Raw genomic sequence first — 18527 nt, 5'->3', positions numbered from 1 at the left:
ATGCCTGTTTTTTAGTTAATCAATACCTTGATAATACTCCAATTATTCATGGTTAAATTTGCAAATACATGAGACACCCGATAAAAAATTACGTTACAAAACGTATTGATTGCATTCCGCATTGTAGTATTTCACGATATATTCGGCTAGAATAATATATTACCTTTTCCGAATATACTAAAATATACAAGTAGAATGTTATGATAAATACTGGTGATAAACTACTGTGTACGGCTGGCAATACTTTTTATGCAGCAGGAAATACCTACGTTGTAGGTGACTTTGTGAATGAAAAGTACTTTCAAGTGCTCACAGGCTATAACGATGAGCATTGGTATGCGACATTGAATAATGAAAAAATATACGTGCACTTTGATTCTGCTGCTACCGTATATGACGATGCATGGTTCGATTGTATGAACAACAAAAGAAGCGCCTAATAAGCTCGTACACCCTTTATTATATTTGTAGATGTTGCCACGCAAATATCAAAACAGCAGCAGCGATCAACCAGCCTGCCACACCTAGTAATAATGCTTTGTACAAGCCAATATGGCTAAAGCTAAAAAATACAATCAGCGTATAAATGAGATGCGGTATTACACCTAGCATACTAAATATCAATGCAATTTTAAAATCTGCAGCACTACGCTGAGTGCCAACTAAAAAATGGCTAATTAAAGTAAAGGTCGGAAAAAGTGGCGCAAGTGCTGCCAAATAAAAGAACCTGCTTTGAGCGAATAGTTGAATCAACAGTACCACCAACGCGCCAACAAGCATTTTTAGCCAAATCATGATGAGATTATCTCCTGTTAGGCACTGATTGATTGTACATTGATTGGCTTACTATATAGCAGTTACGAGTCTTAATGCTAAATCCAGTATTATTTATCATAGAAAAACCTCATAAATATATCTCATTTATGAGGTTAGTTATCACTGATGGTTGATAATTTTTTTGCTTGCTGTGCCTACGTAGACAGAGGCTGCAAAAAATTCATTCCAGTTCCACCGTATTCTTTTTATATTGAACTAACTATAGCTTAGTAAAACCTATATCTTGATAAAACTTATAGCTTGCTAAAAACAACCTCTTCACTCAAGCGCGATTTCGGTAATTCTACATTGTAACCATCACCACTACGATAACCAAGACTGACAACGCCTACAGCGGTTAAGCCTTTACTATTCAAATCAAGCTCTTCGTCGAGCACCTCAAAATCAACACCTTCCATCGGTGTTGCATCGATACCGAGCGTTGCCGCCCCAAGCAATAAAGCACCCATCGTAATATAAACCTGCTTAGCCAACCAAAACGGCTCATCTTTTTCTGTAAAACGGTGCTTATTAACTGATTTCTTACGTTTTTCATCCATTTGTATTTTGCGTTTCGGTTCAGTAAAACGACCATCAGCGTCTTCTTTTTCGAGTAATTCACTCAAATACTCATTATCTGCATAAGCACGACTACAAAAAACGATAACGTGTGAGGCATTCTTTATTTTTGATGAATTAGCCTCGTGATGCCCATCAGTCCCTTTAGCAACTCTAGCTCTACCAGCATCATCATCGGCAATCACATAGTGCCAAGGTTGAATATTGGTCGCTGAAGGACTCAAGCGCAACACATCTTTTAGACTCTGAAAGTCATCAGCTGACAGCTTTTTGGTAGGGTCATAGTCTTTAACGCTATAGCGCCAATTCATCGCATCAGTGATATCTTTCATACATTATTCCTGTTCGTACATTTTCAAATGTTTTAAGTTTAAAGTGGAATCGTTATCTATCTTATTATTAATGATAGATAAATGCACAGGTGAAATTTACGAAATAGCGGTCATTTCAGTTATGACAAATTCATCGACCATGCCATCTGTTACCTTTACATAGTTCTGAAAATGCTGGCTTTGTACATGCTGCTGCAAAAGCTCATTGTTTTCCCAAATCTCATAAACGATAAAACCATTAAGATTTGCATTATCTTGATGTAAGTCATATTGGATACAACCTTGATCAGCTTGTGATGCTGCTGTTAGTTTAAGTAATTCAGATTTGACTCGCTCAACGTGCTCAGGTTTGGCTTTGATAGTAGCAACGATGGTGAGTGGCTTGTTTGCTTGCGTGTTCATAAATTCTTCCTATGTTTTAATATTATAATTATTTCAAATAAATTCATTTAAGCAGGTTCAATATATTTGCTCAAAGCGTTAAATTAGACTTGTAAAGCTAAACGATAATTTAACGCTTTATACAGGCCAGCCTTCTAATACGATTTTGCCATGTGCTTGACGATTCTCTAGCATTTGGTGCGCACTGCGTAAATGCTCGGCTGTGATAGTGCCAAGATTGTGAGCAACCGTGGTTTTAATCTCGCCAGCATCAATTAATGTTGCCACTGCATTTAATAAATGGTGCTGTTCAATCATGTCTGGCGTATTAAACATTGAGCGCGCAAACATAAACTCCCAATGTAGGCTTAAGCTTTTAGTCTTAAGCGGTAGGACGTCTAGTGCTGCTGGGTCATCAATCAGTCCAAGCTTACCTTGAGGTTTTAAGCATTTAATAATTTCTTCATAATGGTCTTCAGTGTTATTGAGACTCACGACATAGTCTACTTCAGCAATACCCGTTTTTTGCAGCTCATCAGACAATGCATTACGGTGATTGATAACGTAGTCAGCGCCCAAATCTTTGAGCCACTGTATACTCTCATCCCTTGAAGCGGTACCAATAATGGTGGCTGTTGTTTGAGATTTTAATAGTTGGGTTAATATTGATCCTACCCCGCCCGCTGCGCCAATCACTAATACTGAAACGTCATTAGTATTCTCATCATTACCATTTTTTCCCATTGAGGTATCAGACACAGGTACTTGTAAACGGTCAAATAACATCTCCCATGCAGTAATAGTAGTGAGTGGTAGTGCAGCGGCCTCAGCGAAAGATAAGGATGTCGGCATGTGACCAACGATACGCTCATCGACCAGCTGATATTCAGCATTGCTGCCTGAGCGGGTCAAATCTCCAGCGTAATAAACGTTATCTCCTACTGAGAACAGACTGACTTCTTCACCGATAGCCGTTACGATACCAGCAGCATCCCAACCAATAACAGCATACTCACCCTCTGGTGCAGGACGCGATGCACGGATTTTATAATCTACCGGATTGACGGATATGGCTTTAACTTCTACCAAAATATCATGGCCTGAAGCAGTCGGTTTATCAAGGATAATATCTTGTAGCGCTTGTTCATCATGGATAGGTAGGTTATTTTGATAACCAATGGCTTTGACAGTTTGCATAAGGGTATGTCCCAGTTTTTGATGATAAGTTTAATGAGATACTTTGTAATGGTTTAATTTCTAACCATTAATTGATGCGGCTAGATATAAATATCATGTAGAAAGCGACTGCAATACTGTCTGAGTCTGGCGTTCAAGCTCTGCAATGGCTTCTTTATTTAGAGCGTCTGCATGCGGTTGTCCGAACTCTCCTCTTGCGTCACCATGTACGCCATCTTTAATATCATTATCAAAATATTTACCGCTATCGTCAGCGAACTCATCTGAGATGGCAAGTTCAGTTAGGATATTTGCCCCTTTATCTGCTGATGACCAATGTTGACCATAAGCTTCATCGACCATTTTTGTATTCAATAGCGAGCCTGGATTCACAGCGATTACATTGATGTCATCTGCTGCGACTGTGTCAGCTAAATCCATAGTCCACATCGTTAATGCTAGCTTACTTTGAGCATAGGCATCTTTATCAGCGAGACGGTCCTGTCCTGCAAATGCCTTATAGGATATCGGAGCTTGAGCCGCTGAGCTTAGATTTACGATACGAGCTTTACTAGACTTTTTGAGTAGTGGTAATAAGGCGTTGGTTAACTCGTAAGGCGCTAAGTAATTGACCACGAAGCGTACGTCCAACTCATCTTTAGTCGTTGCCGATGCGGTTGTATAAATCCCTGCATTGTTTATGAGTACATCAAGCTTTGGCAGCTTTTCGCTCACTTCTGCTGCCATCTTGAGTACAGCGGTTAAATCGGAGAAATCAGCCACAAACCCGTCAATATTATCTACTGCTGCGCCTGTCGCTACCGCTTTGACCTCTGCAATGACACTGGCAAGTTTGTCGGCATTTCTGCCATGCACATACACTTGATGTCCCGCTTCTGCCAGTTTTAAAGCTGCAAGTTTGCCAATGCCATCAGTACTACCAGTGATTAAAATAGTCTTAGTCATGAGACGTCCTTATTGTTTGAGTTGTTATTTAAATTATTATTCAAGTTTTGGATGTGTGTACTATTTTATCCATCGTAATAGCGCCCATTGTAATGAAAGTGTTGTGCTTCAAAAAGTAGCTATAGCCGGAAACACTTTCAATATCTTTCTAAAATGAGCTAACTTGCTAAGTGTAAAACCACCTTTTTAAGCTACTTCATTAAATTATTTTGTCAAATTAGCGTTGCTATCAATGAGATAACAATTAAGTAGCTATGTTTATAAGCTAATTGATTCGTCACTTAATTGATTTGTAACTTGATTGAGCAATCACTCAATCAAGGTTGAACGTTCGCTCAAAATCATTTATAGTGGCTTTAGTTGATTTACTTAGGCAAGCATCACCTATCAATTTGAGCAATCACTCAAATATAATATTACGTCTATTGTTGATTGAGCTACCGTACTTTAATAATCATTAAATAATTAACAACCACAATAAGGGTTTTTACATGACTGAATTTACTTTACACGACAAACAGAGCGCACCAGCAGATAGCAAAGAGCTGCTTGATGTTTCTATCAATGCTTTTGGCATGGTTCCAAATTTACACGCGGTAATGGCCGAAGCGCCAGGACTACTCGAAGGTTATCAACGTCTACATCAATTGTTTTTAGACAGTAGTTTTGATGATGAAGAAGTTACTGTTGTATGGCAAACCATCAACGTTGAGCACGCTTGTCATTACTGCGTTCCTGCGCATACTGGTATTGCTAAAAGTATGAAAGTAGATGACACGATTACCGAAGCATTACGTAATGAAACCCCATTACCGACTGATAAGTTAGAAGCGCTACGTAACTTTACGCTCTCTGTCGTCCGTGATCGTGGTAACGTTAATGATGACGCCGTACAAGCATTTTTGGATGCAGGCTTCACTAAGCGCCAGATTTTAGAAGTCGTCCTTGCTGCAGCGCAAAAAGTGATGAGCAACTATACTAACCATTTAGCCAACACGCCAATCGATAAGCCTTTCCAAAAGTTTGAATGGCACAAAGCTGACTAATGACGCCGACTAACGAAGTTGAATAACGATGCAACCAATCTAGGGTTGTAATAACCCTTTTGGTGTTTTTATACTGTTGTTTAAAAGTCTGCTGTTTGCGAGATTATTGTTCAAGAAGCTGTTGTTCGGAAAATGTTCGAGCAGCAGTTTTCTCAGTTAAAATCCTACGTATCAGTTAGAATCATAAATAGTAGCTAACGAGAGGTCATATGGAAAATTCAAAGCAGTTATCATCAGAGCAGCCACTGCGCATAGACATCGTATCGGACGTGGTTTGTCCTTGGTGTGTCATCGGCTATCGCCAGCTGGCAGAAGCGCTTGAGCAAACCAATACCGAGCATGAGATACATTGGCATCCGTTTGAGTTAAATCCTAATATGCCAGCCGAAGGTCAGAACTTGCGCGAGCATATCACTGAGAAGTACGGCTCAAGTAGAGAAGAATCTGATGCTAGCCGTGCAAGAATGACTGAGGCTGGTAGCGAGGTTGGCTTTGATTTTAATTTCACCGAAGAGACTCGCACTTATAATACCTTTGATTTGCATCAACTGTTGCACTGGGCAGATCAGCAAGGACGCATGCACGACTTAAAGCAAGCGTTATTCACTGCTCACTTTACCAATGGTCGTAATATCTCTGATAAAGGAGTGCTGGCAGATATTGCAGCGGAGATTGGGCTAGATCGTAGCGAAGCGGTAGCAGTATTAAAGGATCAGCGCTTTGCAGAAGAAGTACGCCAAGCTCAACAACAGTGGCGTCAGCAAGGTATTCAAAGCGTACCCTCTGTTATCTTTAATCAAAAACACTTGGTTAGCGGTGCACAAGGGGTTGAGAACTTCAAAAATATCTTACAGCAATTGGCAGATCTGCCAGAATAAACGACACTTTTGATAAATATTAAAAATTGGCAATTGAAAATTGGCCATTAAAATTTAGATATAAAAAAGGCTACTTGAAACTTCAAGTAGCCTTTTTTATGGTTTCATCAATTTATAAGGGTGATTTACACTGTTAATTAGTTCTCAGTTTGACCTTTGATTAACTTAGCAAGCACACTTAGCTAGACCTATTATTCAGCGCCAGTTAGCGAACTAGCCAGCAAACGTGTTATTACGCAATGCTTCTATCGATTGCGCCATATCTTCGGCAAGCTCATGTACGGCAGCACTGTCTACATCGCGCTGTGCAAAAGCGCGCAGCCCCATTATTTCAGCCTGTAAACGCCGAGCCAGCCTAACAGGGTCAAGCTCACTATCAAGCTCCCCTATTCGCTGAGCTTCCGTAAAGCAGTCAATAAATCGCGCTTCCATACCAGCCAGCATGGCCTCAACCTTTTGTAAGGCTGATTGCTCACGGGCGCCAAGCTCCAACAAGCTTTTTACTAGCATACAAGCGCGACTTGGCAGCCCCTTATCGAGAATTCCGCCAAGCTGTCGCAAGTAGGCAGCTAGCCCCATCAATGGCGAACTACGAGTCTTCAAAGTATATTCTAGCTCAGCCAATGTCAGACGAGCATAGTATTCTAGTACTTCTTGGAACAGCCCATCCTTGCTACCAAAAGCTGCATAAATACTCCCCGGCCGCATATCGAGTGCTTTTTCTAAATCTTTTAAGGATGTCGCATGAAAACCCTTTTGCCAGAACAGCTGTAAAGCTCGTTCTAAAGATTCTTGTCGGCTATAAAGTGCGGTGCGTGACATAATATATTCCGTTTTCTCACAGCCTTAGCGTCATATAATAAAATGAGCATGACTGTACAACTTGAGTGACTGCTCAATTTTATCTTGACTAGCTATTACAGTCCAGTTAAAGTTTATTAACAAGGCTCAGACTATTGATTGTCGAGAACGACTAGCCACAATAATACTGAATAAATAAGCAAAGGAGAAAGGAGGATTGTCGTTACTGTATCAGCACATCATCAGCACCTTCGATTTGCATCTTGTCTGATTCAATTTTGGCAGACTAGGTTGTCCGCATAAGCTGTACGTATAATAGAGGTATTAACTGCTTTTAAAATCCGAGTTAAAAGTGTCTTGAATAGCTTTCCTGCATAGCTATAATACAGTAGGTAAAGAACGTAGGCTTCACAGTAGTCCAAACACTTTGGGGTAGCTTGAATGCGTATAAATATATCTACTTTCTGTGACAATCAGCTTCAGAGATTTCCAAATAAGGAAATTTCGTCTCGATTATGCTCCGCATTCTTCCTATTAGCCATTACTCTTATATCCAGCTTGTTGACGGGTTGTACGAAACGAATCTGGAACAAGCCAATAACGGATAAGACCACCACAAGTCGCTACGATTTTCGCAATAACTTACCTAAAAACTCAGATGACGTCTTTGTTGTGCTCGCATTTTCTGGTGGCGGTACACGAGCGGCAGCGCTTAGCTACGGTGTGCTAGAAAAGCTCCGCGACACACCAGTGACTATAAACGGCGTGGAGCGTCGACTGTTAGATGAGGTGGATGTTATTTCTTCGGTATCGGGCGGTAGCTACACAGCAGCCTACTACGGCTTATTTGGCGATGATATATTTAAGCAGTTTGCGCCAGATTTTTTGTATGAGGACTGGCAGTCTCGACTGATAAAGCTCGCGATACGTCCGCAAAGCCTTATAGCGATGAGCAGCTCTGAATACAATCGTGGCGATCTGGTAGCGAATAACTTAAATCATAGTCTGTTTCAGCAAAAAACTTTTGCCGATATGGGGCGTGGAAAGTTACCTTACGTTATCCTGAATGCCAGTGACTTAAATAATTCAACGACATTTTCCTTTACCCAGCAGCATTTTGATTTTTTGTGTTCAGATTTGTCGAGTTATCCGGTGGCAAATGCTGTGATGGCATCTTCCTCAGTACCTGGCATCTTTGCACCTATAGCGCTGCGCAATTTTTCCGACTGCCCTCAGCGTTACCAGTCGTGGGTCGAGGATGCCTTAAATCAAGACAGTCATCTGCCGCGCAATTATGCGGTAGCCCGGGCGTTAAAGCGTTATTCTTATCCAGAGCGTATGCCCGTCCTACGCTTAGTAGATGGCGGGGTAACCGATAACTTGGGTGTGCGTGGATCTATGATGAGTCCAGTGACTCAGTATGGTGATGTGCCCAATATGGCTGGTGCGTTTAGCCCTGAAAAATTCCGCCAAGTTAAACAAGTGCTGGTCGTAGTCGCCAATGCTCAAACCTACTCTGAGCATAAATGGTCATTGGAAGGTAAAGACCCAGGGTTCTTCGAGACAGTTTCAGCTTCTAGCGAAGTGGCATTAGGTATTTTAAATAACGAGACCGTCTCATTAGCTAAAAAAGAATTTTTGCAATGGGGTGAGCACGTGAATGCACAGCGCAGCTCTGACTCGCCTCAAGTTGAGGTGCATTTTTCCATATTAACTTTCGATCAAGTTGAAAGTAAAAAAGAGCGCGCAAAGTTCGATGCCATGCCAACTACTTTTCATCTGCAACCTAAACAAGTTGATGAGTTGCGGGAGTTAGGCAGCAGCTTACTTGATCAATCTGAGGAATTTCAAAATTTTCGTAAAGCGTTACAGTGACGAATAACAAAGTTGTGGTCTGGACTAAACATGCTATTTGAAGTCAAACAAGACACTCAATTACATCCTAACTCTAATGTATTGACACTTCAGTGCCGACCCTCCAAAGATTTCGATTCAGTAGATCCTAACAAGGGTGAAGCGTCACCTACCCTGTCAACAATCCAATTTTTCTGTGTCTTAAAATCGTAACATTTACATATGATAACAAAGCATAACAATATAATTTGAGTGATTACTCAAATTAATCTTGAATGACTGCTCAAGCTAGTTTAAAGTGAAATTAACCAGTTTTATAATTATAACTGTAGTTATCAGCCTACTTTTTTCACAGACGCAATTTACCATTATTAAAAAAGGATTTTTTATGTCCTCTAACCAATCGCCCTCGATTATCGTATTTGATGTCAATGAGACTCTACTAGATATTGATACCCTTACGCCTTTATTCGCTCGCCTGTTCGGTGACAAGCACATGTTAAGGGAGTGGTTTGCTCAATTAGTTCTTTACTCGCAGACCATGACTTTGTCAGGACTTTATACGCCTTTTGGTGAGCTTGGCGTCGGTGCGTTACAGATGACAGCTGATATCCATGAAGTAATACTGACAGATGACGATATTAATGAGTTAAAAGAGCGCATGAGCAAAATGCCTGCTCATCCTGATGCAATACCAGCCTTAACCAAACTACGTGACGCAGGATTTCGACTAGTGACGTTGACGAATTCAGCCAGTAGTGCTTCTCCTACACCACTTGAAAAGGCAGGATTGAGTGAGTTCTTTGAGCAGTCTTTTAGCGTTGAGAAGGTTGGCAAGTTTAAGCCTGCGCCTGAGACTTATCAAATGGTCGCTAAAGAGCTGGCTGTTGAAATGTCAGATTTATGCCTAGTGGCTTGTCATCTTTGGGATACGATTGGCGCTCAAGCGGCTGGCTGCCAAGGGGCGTTTCTCAAACGTCCTTATAACGCCATGTTGCCTGCCTCCAATGTGCCAACACCGAACTTTATGGCCTCAGATCTTGTCACGCTTGCTGAACAGATTGTTAATGGACAACATGAGTAACCTTAAAACCTGAACAAGTAAAACCTGAACAAGGAATGTTTACCATGAATAAATATATGTCAGGAATTATTGCAGGCTTCATTGCCACCGTCGTTATGACTATTTTACTAATGCTAAAAAGCATGATGGGTCTGATGCCTGATTTAGACATCATAGCTATGCTCGCATCAATGATGGGTGACAGTCTAGTATTGGCATGGCTCGCTCACTTTATGATTGGTTCTATCGGCTATGGTCTAGCAATGGCAGTAGTGGCTGGTGCGGATAGGAGTAAGAATTTTACGCTGATTGGTGCGGTTATAGGTGCTGCTGGTTGGCTTATGATGATGATTGCTCTTATGCCGATGATGGGTAATCGCCTATTTGGTCTAGCTATGCCAAGCGGTATCATGATTCCTATCGCAACCTTAGTGCTCCATTTAATCTTTGGTGTGGTATTAGGTAAGGCTTATGCCAAGCTCGTTTTTAAACATTGAAGCTTATTAAAAATAGCCAACTTATTGTAGAAGGTTTAATTTACCTACCAAGCCTTCTATGTCTCAACACGAATTACTCACATTCATGCAAACCATTAAATAAAGGATAAATCATGCAATCAAATTACGCACAAAAACTTCAAGCTGGTGTCAAATTTCCCAATATAGATGTACAAATGCTAAATGGTGATATGAAGTCGCTTGGCACGCCTGAAAACGGTCACGATTGGAAATTAGTCGTTGTTTACCGAGGTCAACATTGTCCAATTTGTACGAAATACCTTAACCAGTTAGAAACCGTAAAAGCATCATTTGCTGAGGCAGGTGTCGATATCATTGCGATATCAGGTGACAGTAAAGAGCAATTAGAGAGTCATTTAGAAAAATTAGATATCAATTTTCCTATTGCTTATGGTTTAACTATTGAGCAAATGAATACGCTAGGGCTCTACATTTCTGACCCACGTTCAGAGAAAGAGACTGATCATCCCTTTGCAGAGCCTGGTTTGTTTGTCGTTAATGCTGATGGAGAGATTCAAATCGTCGATATCTCCAACGCGCCTTTTGCTAGACCTGAACTTGAAACCCTTGCGAATGGTTTATCCTTTGTTCGAAAAAACGATTACCCTATTCGTGGTACGCATCGTTAGATATAATTTTATCTAATCTAAAATTCTTATCGATAGAAGTAGTTAGATTGACTCATTTATTCATAATATTATTATGAATAAATGGGATTTCCAGCAGCTGTGTGAGAATGCGCGCTCAATTACCTAACTCAAGGACGACACATGAAAACGCTCAGAACCCCCGATTCGTGTTTTGCGAATCTGCCCGATTATGATTTTGCCCCGCACTACCTAATGGTTGACGATAGCGAAGGGGGTGAGTTGCGCGTGCATTACCTCGACGAGGGCCCAAGGGACGCCAATCCGGTGTTACTGCTCCATGGGGAGCCTTCATGGTGTTATCTGTATCGTAAAATTATCCCGATACTGACTGCAGCAGGACACCGCGTGATTGCACCAGACCTCCCCGGTTTTGGACGCTCAGACAAACCCGCATCCCGTACTGACTACACCTACCAGCGTCATGTCGACTGGCTACAATCATTACTCGACCAGTTAGATCTAAAGGACATCACCTTGTTTTGTCAGGACTGGGGTGGCCTGATCGGTCTGCGCTTGGTTGCCGCACATCCAGATCGGTTTGCTCGGGTAGCGGCTGGTAATACCATGCTCCCCACTGGCGACCACGATCCAGGTGAAGGTTTTCGAAAATGGCAGAAATCCTCACAGGAAACACCAGAATTTAATGTGGGAGGCGCTATAAAGAGTGGTACTACTACACCGCTATCACAGGCGGTAATCGACGCTTATAATGCACCTTTTCCTGATGAGTCTTATAAGGAGGGTGCTAGGCAGTTTCCATTACTAGTACCTATAACTCCGGATGACCCTGCCTCTGAGAATAACCGCACTGCTTGGATTGAGCTGAGCAAATGGACTAAGCCCTTTATTACTCTATTTAGCGATTCTGATCCGATTACTGCTGGCGGTGATCGAGTAATGCAAAAACTTATTCCCGGAACCAAAGGCCAAAATCATACGACTATTGCCAACGCTGGACATTTTCTTCAGGAAGATCAAGGCGAGAAATTGGCCGAGCTTTTGGTCAAGTTCATTAAGGATAACTAGGGCGTAGTGAAACCATAAGTTATAAATAAAGTCCCATATTGTCGCGATAATGGAGCCAGCCACAGTGATGAATCCCATTAGCTGGAAATCAAAATCGAATACCTTAAAACCAATGTCTCAACATGCAAAATGCTGCCCCTATATAGGAGCAGCATTTTTATAATTTTATTTTATAGCGCTGATTTTATCATTGCTATCGTTAACCATTACTTTTAGAAAGCATCTCTTAAAAGTGAATAACCGTACGAATACTCTCACCTTTATGCATCAAGTCAAAGGCTTCGTTAATGTCTTCTAATGGCATCGTATGAGTGATAAAGTCATTTAATGGGATGTCACCTTGCATATAACGATCGACGTAGCCTGGCAATTCGCTGCGTCCTTTGACCCCGCCAAATGCTGAACCCTTCCAGACGCGACCAGTCACTAGCTGGAATGGACGGGTTGAGATTTCTTTGCCTGCACCAGCGACACCGATGATGACCGACTCGCCCCAGCCTTTGTGGCAACACTCAAGCGCTGAACGCATGACATCGACATTACCAATACACTCAAACGAATAGTCTACGCCGCCATCAGTCATCTCGACGATGACCTCTTGGATAGGCTTGTCATAGTCTTTAGAATTGATGCAATCAGTCGCGCCAAGCTTCTTAGCCAACTCAAATTTATCTTCGTTGATATCAATGCCGATAATACGACTGGCTTTTGCCATTTTTGCACCAATGATAGCGGCGAGGCCAATACCACCAAGACCGAAAACAGCAACGGTAGCCCCTTCTTCAACCTTAGCGGTATTCATAACCGCGCCCATGCCGGTGGTCACGCCACAACCTAGCAAACAAACTTTTTCTAATGGTGCGTCTTTATCCACTTTGGCCAATGAAATCTCTGGTAGGACAGTATATTCAGAAAAGGTTGAGCAACCCATATAATGATAAATTGGCTGACCGTCTTTATAAAAACGAGTGGTGCCGTCTGGCATTAAGCCTTTACCTTGAGTCTCACGTACGGCAGAGCAAAGGTTTGTTTTGCCTGATAAGCAGAATTTACAGACGCCACACTCTGCGGTGTATAAAGGAATAACGTGATCGCCGACTTGGACGCTGGTCACGCCTTCGCCGATCTGTTCAACGATACCGCCACCTTCATGACCTAAGATAGCTGGGAATACGCCTTCTGGATCTTCACCAGATAAGGTAAACGCATCGGTGTGGCAGACGCCACTGGCGATGATTTTTACCAATACTTCGCCTTTGCGCGGTAGCATGACATCCACTTCTTCAATAGATAGTGGTTGGTTCGGGCCCCAAGCAATAGCGGCTTTAGATTTAATAAATTTATCTGACATAACATTCTCTCTTCTAATTAATTTTATTGTTGATTAAACGCAGACCAATTTAGCTTATAGCGCTTAATGTATAGAGGCAAGCCACAGTTGTCACAGTCTGTAAAAGGTTTGATTTTATACTTACCATTATAGTCGTTTCTGAAATGATAACAATGTGTTATATTTGAAAATATCTTTTACACAGTGGTAATAATCATGCGCTGGGATGGTATTAGCGAGTTCGTCTATGTGGCAGAGCACGAGAGCTTCACGCATGCCGCAAAAGAGTTGGGCATCTCAACCGCGCAAGTCAGCCGGCAGATAAGCGCCTTAGAGAAGCGCCTCAGCATTAAGTTACTGTATCGCACAACGCGTATGGTATCGCTGACTGAAGAAGGCCGCGTGTTTTATCAGCATTGCCGCAGTGTACTCGATGGCTTGGATGCTGCTGAGCAAGCGGTGAGTAACTTACAATCAAAGCCGCAAGGTAGGATTAAACTGACCGCCCCTGTCACTTATGGCGAGCAGCAATTATTGCCACTGATCAATGACTTCATGGTGCAGTATAGCGATATCGAAGTGACGGCATTTTTGAGTAATCAAAAAATCGACTTAGTTGATGGCGGCTATGACTTGGCAATTCGTATTGGCAAATTAAGCGACTCGACGATGATGGCAAAAAAACTTAGCCGTCGTACCAACTTCGTCTGTGCCGCACCCGCTTATCTTGAAAAATACGGCACGCCTCATGCTCTGTCCGAGCTGAGCCAACATAACTGCTTACTTGGCACTCGTGACTATTGGCATTTTATAGATTTTAAAAAAACAGGTTCTAAAAAAACAGATTCTGGAAAAGATGCTGATAAAGAAAAAAACCTGCGCGTGTCTGGCACTGTGCAATATAACAGTGGTCATAGCCTAGTTGATGCCGCTTTAAAAGGTCTGGGTATCGTGCAGCTACCTGATTATTATGTGCAAAAACACTTAGCATCAGGTGCGCTGGTCAGCTTACTGGATAACTATAGAGAGCCTGAAGAAAGTATCTGGGCCGTCTATCCGCACAACCGTCATTTATCACCAAAGATTAGGTTGCTCGTAGATTATCTAGCAGAGCGTTTGGCTGTGTAATTAGTTTTGGCTTAGTCATTCTTTAAGAGGTGTTGTAATGCGACCCTTTACTATACGCAGTTTATTACGCACAATGTTATGGTTCACAATGTTATGGTTCACAATGTTATAGTTCACAATGAATATTCAATATTACCAGCCATCACTCACTTAATAAACAAACACAATAAAAAAGGACTTTTTATGATTAAAATTATCTCTATTACTGCTCTAGCTTTGGCCGTTTCCTCTTGCGCCAGTGTTGAAAGCATTTTAAACGCGCCGGATAAGGTGCAGTCAACGCCAGAAACAATGACTGCTATCAATGCTGAAAAGGGTCTGGTTACGATGCAAAGTAATCACTCTGTTCAAGATACCGCTGATAAGCTGGCGGCGATTATTAAAAGCAAAGGCATGAAAGTATTTGCGCGCGTCGATCATCAAAAAAATGCGCAAGGTGTCGATTTAACATTAAGACCGACGCAAGTGATTATGTTTGGTAATCCGAAAGCGGGTACGCCATTGATGAATTGCGAGCAAAGCGTCGCTATTGATTTGCCGCAAAAAATCCTAATCAGTGAAGATGCTGGTAAAAAAGTTTGGTTGTCGTACAACAATCCTGAATATCTCAAAGACCGTCATAATATAAAAGGTTGTGATGCCCAGTTAGCGAATATCGCAAAAGCCCTTGATGGTGTCAGTAAAGCAGCTATTGCAAAGTAAAATATAAATGAAAATCTGAACAAACGAAAAGGTGGGATGCAAAAGCACTCCCACCTTTTTTATGTTTTTAGAAAATTAACTTATTAGGAGTTCTCAGATTGTGATATTTGCTCATGTAACTCTACTTTCAACTTCTTTGCACATTCGATAATCTTTTTTCGACCAGCAGGAATAGCGCCATATTCAATCGCTGTCTCTCGCATTTGTACCGTGACATCATAGTGCGGATAACTGGCATTACGGTGGAATAAACGCTTATCCACTTCAATCATTGCGGCAAAATCATGCAACTCTTGCAGGGTATCTGCCAGCATGTGGCACCATTTATAGCCTTTAAATTCTATCTGCATAAAATCTACGTATATCGCCATAGAGCTGTACCTTTGAAATTCTTAAATAATCTGATTTCATTTTAATATAAAACTAACTTAACTTTACGTTTTGATTATTAACCTACTTTCAGAATCGGCTTAATGGTAATGCCACTTGCCGAATCTTCAAACGCTTGGTTAATGTCCTCAAAATCGTAAAATTTAACCAGCTTATCAAATGGGAATTGACCCGCCTTGAAGTAAGCAATCAATTGCGGGATAAATACGCGCGGAATAGAGTCGCCTTCGATGACGCCAATCATGCTCTTACCTTCGGCCATCAAGTCATTATGGACATCAATATTCATCTCTGGTGTAATACCGACAATTGCGACTGTACCCAAAGATCGCAAGGCATTCAATGATTGCTTAACAACCGTAGGCACGCCTGTGGTTTCAACGGCATAGTGGCTGCCACCGTCAGTTATTTTTTTGACTTCTATTACGACATCGACATTTTTACCGTTGAGAGTATGGGTCGCGCCAAGCTCTTTTGCCAGCTCAAGACGACTATCATGTACATCAACGGCAATGATATGCTGACAGCCAACAATCTTGGCTGCCATCACTGCACTGAGGCCAACTGCACCAGCACCATAAATCACGATACTAGAACCAAACTCTGGCTTTAGACGATTTAACACCGTTCCAGCGCCAGTCTGAATACCACATCCTAACGGTCCAAGTAGCGCTAAATCGACATCCGGATCGACTTTCACGGCATTTCTAGACTTAGCAATCGCATAAGTGGCAAATGAGGACTGTCCAAAAAAAGTCGCCAGCGTCTCACCATCTTGCGCAAGTCTACGGGTGCCATCGTCCATCGCACCACCGAAGTTCAGCTCATTAAAAGTGTCGCAAACGGTTGGATGACCCGTCAGGCAATGCCCACAATTACCGCAGTGCGCAAATGATAACACTACATGATCACCGACTTGCAAATCAGTTACCCCTGCGCCGACAGCATCCACTACCCCAGACCCTTCATGACCCAGTACGATAGGAAATGGCGCGATGCCCATATCACGCGCGACCACATCGGTATGACAGACACCAGCTGCAACGATTTTAACCCGTATCTCGTCAATCTCAGGCGTTGCAAGCTGTACAGGCTCTAATTCGAACGCCGCGCCTTGGTTATGAGTTACTGCTGCTTTAATATCCATTAGTATTACCTCTTCAATTAGTTACTTCAGCCAGTTTCTCTCAGGAGCCATATGCTTATAATTTAGCTACGCCTCAACAATGACAATCTGATTTCAATATAGATTACTACTCAGTATATTACTGCTCAGTCGTTTAAGCTCAAAAAGAGACACAAAAGCTAGTCTGCCTCTACATCTCTCTTGAGATATCAATTCTCTTTAAAGTTGTTCTTTAAGCTTATTCTCAAAATGATTTCTATCTACCAAGAACCCAGCCACCATCCATAAATACGTTAGAACCATGCATGTAGTTAGAGTCGTCAGAGGCTAGGAATACAGCAAGGGCAGCAATCTCCTCTAACTTTTCCGCGCGCTATGTCAGGCATTGATTCGGCAGGCAGTTACAGTAGTCATTGTAGATCTAACTACCATATTAACCCTTCAACCTCGCCTAGCTAACTTCCAATAATTTCAACGTCTGACATGTCTTAGCGCACCAAAATCACCGGTGTCAGTGTGCTGGCGATGATTTCTGTAGTAGTACTGCCAAGAAACAAGCGCTGCAATTTAGAGTGGCCATAAGCACCAACCACAATAATATCGACATCATTATCTATCTGAAACGACAACAGTCCATCAACAGCATCAAGCTCAGGCAAATGATGAGCCTCTACCTTAAAACCCGCTGACGTTATATGTTCAACGGCATCAGCAAGACTTTTTTTGGCGGCGTCTTTGTCATTACCTACCATCACGATATAACCTTGCAACCCTTTTAATAGCTCACTTCTTGCCACCATCTGTGTAGCTTTGATAGCGGTTTTACTAGCATCAAATGCGACCATGTATGACTTGGGCTCTTCAAATTTCTCTGAGCAAATCAAGACAGGTATGCTTGATGCCCGTGCGACAGTTTCGATTTGGCTGCCGATATTGATGCGGCTATTTTTATGATCTTCGCCGCGACGCCCCATAATGATGGAACGATTTTCTTCTTTAAAATGTTCAATGGCAGGTAACAATTTGCCGCGACGTTGATAGATATTGACTTTTATACCATCGAAGCTATTTTGCAGATAACTTTTTGCATCTTGTACCAAGGCATTACTATAACTGTTCACAACCTTTGCTCTTTTTTCATCCAGTTCCGTTAATTCTTCTAATAAATATTCACGACTATTGAATCCTATTGCTCCCGATAAGTCACGTCTAGTCGACGCCGGAACATCGCTAACATGCAATAACGCAACCGGTAGACCTAACCTGCTGGCATACCATGCCGCATAATCACAAACCGATTCAGTAACCGCTGAGCCGTCAATACAGGCTAAAACGTGCTGTTCTGTTTTCATGATTCATCCTTAAATTTTTAATTATTGAATGGATAGAGTTATCAATGCGTGTCAATAACGCTATTGCGCCTGTCGCTACAGAAATCATTACTAGCTAACTACTAAGCAAGCCAATCACTGCTTTAGTCACTGCTGCAATGACAGACGTACAATTCGACTTATAGATTCACACCTATCATCATTAAAATACAATAACTTAGGAATTAAAGACTTAGGCGATGACCATACTATTCAGCATATCATCTCTATCATTTGATAACCATTTCAAGATGTACCTTTACCATCTGCTCAAATCAACGCCCATTCAACCTATTCACACTGGCTATTAAAGCCACTATAATCATGCCTATAATGATAAGAATACCTGACATCAGGTGTGCCGCTTCGTAGTTGAGTGCTTCGACTTGCTCATA

21 protein-coding genes are annotated in these 18527 nt (G+C 41.8%); 10 read left to right on the top strand and 11 right to left on the bottom strand.

Annotated features, from left to right (window positions below):
* The first annotated feature begins 200 nt into the window (after positions 1–200).
* Positions 201–440: a hypothetical protein gene (locus tag AAEY87_RS07525; RefSeq protein ID WP_068037056.1), complete on the top strand. Its 240-nt coding sequence runs from the start codon at positions 201–203 to the stop codon at positions 438–440.
* A 19-nt stretch (positions 441–459) separates the two neighbouring features.
* Here AAEY87_RS07525 and AAEY87_RS07520 read toward each other — a convergent pair whose 3' ends face one another.
* The 5 genes from AAEY87_RS07520 to AAEY87_RS07500 form a co-directional block, all read right to left on the bottom strand.
* Complete coding sequence (locus AAEY87_RS07520) at positions 460–795, bottom strand: GlpM family protein (protein ID WP_068328832.1); 336 nt, start codon at positions 793–795, stop codon at positions 460–462.
* Positions 796–1070: 275 nt separating this feature from the next.
* Positions 1071–1727 carry an oxygen-insensitive NAD(P)H nitroreductase gene (gene nfsB, locus AAEY87_RS07515; protein ID WP_350656619.1) on the bottom strand — a complete coding sequence of 219 codons (657 nt, stop codon included), beginning with the start codon at positions 1725–1727 and terminating at the stop codon, positions 1071–1073.
* Between the two features lie 96 nt (positions 1728–1823).
* On the bottom strand, positions 1824–2129 hold the full coding sequence (locus tag AAEY87_RS07510) for a putative quinol monooxygenase (RefSeq protein WP_068328838.1): 306 nt from the start codon (positions 2127–2129) through the stop codon (positions 1824–1826).
* Positions 2130–2246: 117 nt separating this feature from the next.
* Entirely contained in the window at positions 2247–3305 is a 1059-nt protein-coding gene (locus AAEY87_RS07505) for a zinc-binding alcohol dehydrogenase family protein (RefSeq protein ID WP_350656617.1), read from the bottom strand.
* Between the two features lie 93 nt (positions 3306–3398).
* Positions 3399–4250, bottom strand: a complete 852-nt coding sequence (locus AAEY87_RS07500; protein ID WP_350656616.1) for an SDR family NAD(P)-dependent oxidoreductase — start codon at positions 4248–4250, stop codon at positions 3399–3401.
* A 491-nt stretch (positions 4251–4741) separates the two neighbouring features.
* Here AAEY87_RS07500 and AAEY87_RS07495 point away from each other — a divergent pair, with 491 nt between their 5' ends.
* Together AAEY87_RS07495 and AAEY87_RS07490 are read left to right on the top strand one after the other, a co-directional pair.
* The gene (locus AAEY87_RS07495; RefSeq protein WP_350656615.1) at positions 4742–5296 is read left to right on the top strand and encodes a carboxymuconolactone decarboxylase family protein; all 555 of its coding nucleotides are present in this window, start codon (positions 4742–4744) and stop codon (positions 5294–5296) included.
* A gap of 209 nt (positions 5297–5505) precedes the next feature.
* Complete coding sequence (locus tag AAEY87_RS07490; protein ID WP_350656614.1) at positions 5506–6174, top strand: DsbA family oxidoreductase; 669 nt, start codon at positions 5506–5508, stop codon at positions 6172–6174.
* 213 nt (positions 6175–6387) lie between these two features.
* Here the strand turns inward: AAEY87_RS07490 and AAEY87_RS07485 are convergent, their stop codons facing one another.
* Positions 6388–6996, bottom strand: a complete 609-nt coding sequence (locus tag AAEY87_RS07485) for a TetR/AcrR family transcriptional regulator (protein WP_350656613.1) — start codon at positions 6994–6996, stop codon at positions 6388–6390.
* Between the two features lie 651 nt (positions 6997–7647).
* On the opposite strand from AAEY87_RS07485, the gene AAEY87_RS07480 reads away from it, so the two are divergent.
* From AAEY87_RS07480 to AAEY87_RS07460, 5 genes are all read left to right on the top strand, one after another.
* On the top strand, positions 7648–8850 hold the full coding sequence (locus AAEY87_RS07480; protein WP_350656612.1) for a patatin-like phospholipase family protein: 1203 nt from the start codon (positions 7648–7650) through the stop codon (positions 8848–8850).
* A 367-nt stretch (positions 8851–9217) separates the two neighbouring features.
* A complete protein-coding gene (locus tag AAEY87_RS07475) occupies positions 9218–9913 on the top strand; it encodes a haloacid dehalogenase type II (RefSeq protein WP_350656611.1) in 696 nt (231 codons plus the stop codon).
* Positions 9914–9957: 44 nt separating this feature from the next.
* Positions 9958–10389 (top strand): DUF6789 family protein, encoded by a 432-nt coding sequence (locus AAEY87_RS07470; protein ID WP_149031859.1) that lies wholly within the window; start codon positions 9958–9960, stop codon positions 10387–10389.
* 113 nt (positions 10390–10502) lie between these two features.
* The gene (locus tag AAEY87_RS07465; protein WP_350656609.1) at positions 10503–11039 is read left to right on the top strand and encodes a peroxiredoxin-like family protein; all 537 of its coding nucleotides are present in this window, start codon (positions 10503–10505) and stop codon (positions 11037–11039) included.
* Between the two features lie 141 nt (positions 11040–11180).
* On the top strand, positions 11181–12086 hold the full coding sequence (locus AAEY87_RS07460; protein ID WP_350656608.1) for a haloalkane dehalogenase: 906 nt from the start codon (positions 11181–11183) through the stop codon (positions 12084–12086).
* 226 nt (positions 12087–12312) lie between these two features.
* Here AAEY87_RS07460 and AAEY87_RS07455 read toward each other — a convergent pair whose 3' ends face one another.
* A complete protein-coding gene (locus AAEY87_RS07455; RefSeq protein WP_502945461.1) occupies positions 12313–13422 on the bottom strand; it encodes an S-(hydroxymethyl)glutathione dehydrogenase/class III alcohol dehydrogenase in 1110 nt (369 codons plus the stop codon).
* A 210-nt stretch (positions 13423–13632) separates the two neighbouring features.
* On the opposite strand from AAEY87_RS07455, the gene AAEY87_RS07450 reads away from it, so the two are divergent.
* Both AAEY87_RS07450 and AAEY87_RS07445 read left to right on the top strand, forming a co-directional pair.
* Positions 13633–14544 carry a LysR family transcriptional regulator gene (locus AAEY87_RS07450; protein WP_350656606.1) on the top strand — a complete coding sequence of 304 codons (912 nt, stop codon included), beginning with the start codon at positions 13633–13635 and terminating at the stop codon, positions 14542–14544.
* A gap of 183 nt (positions 14545–14727) precedes the next feature.
* Entirely contained in the window at positions 14728–15246 is a 519-nt protein-coding gene (locus AAEY87_RS07445) for a DUF302 domain-containing protein (protein ID WP_350656605.1), read from the top strand.
* An 83-nt stretch (positions 15247–15329) separates the two neighbouring features.
* On the opposite strand, the gene AAEY87_RS07440 is transcribed toward AAEY87_RS07445, so the two are convergent.
* The 4 genes from AAEY87_RS07440 to AAEY87_RS07425 form a co-directional block, all read right to left on the bottom strand.
* Complete coding sequence (locus tag AAEY87_RS07440; protein ID WP_350656604.1) at positions 15330–15617, bottom strand: DUF4031 domain-containing protein; 288 nt, start codon at positions 15615–15617, stop codon at positions 15330–15332.
* A gap of 77 nt (positions 15618–15694) precedes the next feature.
* Positions 15695–16783: an NAD(P)-dependent alcohol dehydrogenase gene (locus tag AAEY87_RS07435; protein WP_350656602.1), complete on the bottom strand. Its 1089-nt coding sequence runs from the start codon at positions 16781–16783 to the stop codon at positions 15695–15697.
* A gap of 235 nt (positions 16784–17018) precedes the next feature.
* Complete coding sequence (locus AAEY87_RS07430; RefSeq protein WP_350656773.1) at positions 17019–17114, bottom strand: hypothetical protein; 96 nt, start codon at positions 17112–17114, stop codon at positions 17019–17021.
* Between the two features lie 136 nt (positions 17115–17250).
* Positions 17251–18114 carry a universal stress protein gene (locus AAEY87_RS07425; protein WP_350656601.1) on the bottom strand — a complete coding sequence of 288 codons (864 nt, stop codon included), beginning with the start codon at positions 18112–18114 and terminating at the stop codon, positions 17251–17253.
* Positions 18115–18527: the final 413 nt, after the last annotated feature.

This window comes from Psychrobacter sp. S1-30-MNA-CIBAN-0213, from assembly GCF_040309845.1.
Classification (GTDB): Bacteria; Pseudomonadota; Gammaproteobacteria; order Pseudomonadales; family Moraxellaceae; genus Psychrobacter.
This window is presented reverse-complemented; position numbering and strand designations above follow the sequence as displayed.

What these genes read in the sequence shown, in the direction of transcription:
- AAEY87_RS07425 (WP_350656601.1), bottom strand. Translation starts at nt 18,114, where the DNA reads ATGAAAACAGAACAGCACGTTTTAGCCTGTATTGACGGCTCAGCGGTT.
- AAEY87_RS07465 (WP_350656609.1), top strand. Translation starts at nt 10,503, where the DNA reads ATGCAATCAAATTACGCACAAAAACTTCAAGCTGGTGTCAAATTTCCC.
- AAEY87_RS07440 (WP_350656604.1), bottom strand. Translation starts at nt 15,617, where the DNA reads ATGGCGATATACGTAGATTTTATGCAGATAGAATTTAAAGGCTATAAA.
- AAEY87_RS07495 (WP_350656615.1), top strand. Translation starts at nt 4,742, where the DNA reads ATGACTGAATTTACTTTACACGACAAACAGAGCGCACCAGCAGATAGC.
- AAEY87_RS07435 (WP_350656602.1), bottom strand. Translation starts at nt 16,783, where the DNA reads ATGGATATTAAAGCAGCAGTAACTCATAACCAAGGCGCGGCGTTCGAA.
- AAEY87_RS07500 (WP_350656616.1), bottom strand. Translation starts at nt 4,250, where the DNA reads ATGACTAAGACTATTTTAATCACTGGTAGTACTGATGGCATTGGCAAA.
- AAEY87_RS07485 (WP_350656613.1), bottom strand. Translation starts at nt 6,996, where the DNA reads ATGTCACGCACCGCACTTTATAGCCGACAAGAATCTTTAGAACGAGCT.
- AAEY87_RS07460 (WP_350656608.1), top strand. Translation starts at nt 11,181, where the DNA reads ATGAAAACGCTCAGAACCCCCGATTCGTGTTTTGCGAATCTGCCCGAT.
- AAEY87_RS07490 (WP_350656614.1), top strand. Translation starts at nt 5,506, where the DNA reads ATGGAAAATTCAAAGCAGTTATCATCAGAGCAGCCACTGCGCATAGAC.
- AAEY87_RS07520 (WP_068328832.1), bottom strand. Translation starts at nt 795, where the DNA reads ATGATTTGGCTAAAAATGCTTGTTGGCGCGTTGGTGGTACTGTTGATT.
- nfsB (WP_350656619.1), bottom strand. Translation starts at nt 1,727, where the DNA reads ATGAAAGATATCACTGATGCGATGAATTGGCGCTATAGCGTTAAAGAC.
- AAEY87_RS07505 (WP_350656617.1), bottom strand. Translation starts at nt 3,305, where the DNA reads ATGCAAACTGTCAAAGCCATTGGTTATCAAAATAACCTACCTATCCAT.
- AAEY87_RS07470 (WP_149031859.1), top strand. Translation starts at nt 9,958, where the DNA reads ATGAATAAATATATGTCAGGAATTATTGCAGGCTTCATTGCCACCGTC.
- AAEY87_RS07510 (WP_068328838.1), bottom strand. Translation starts at nt 2,129, where the DNA reads ATGAACACGCAAGCAAACAAGCCACTCACCATCGTTGCTACTATCAAA.
- AAEY87_RS07450 (WP_350656606.1), top strand. Translation starts at nt 13,633, where the DNA reads ATGCGCTGGGATGGTATTAGCGAGTTCGTCTATGTGGCAGAGCACGAG.
- AAEY87_RS07525 (WP_068037056.1), top strand. Translation starts at nt 201, where the DNA reads ATGATAAATACTGGTGATAAACTACTGTGTACGGCTGGCAATACTTTT.
- AAEY87_RS07445 (WP_350656605.1), top strand. Translation starts at nt 14,728, where the DNA reads ATGATTAAAATTATCTCTATTACTGCTCTAGCTTTGGCCGTTTCCTCT.
- AAEY87_RS07475 (WP_350656611.1), top strand. Translation starts at nt 9,218, where the DNA reads ATGTCCTCTAACCAATCGCCCTCGATTATCGTATTTGATGTCAATGAG.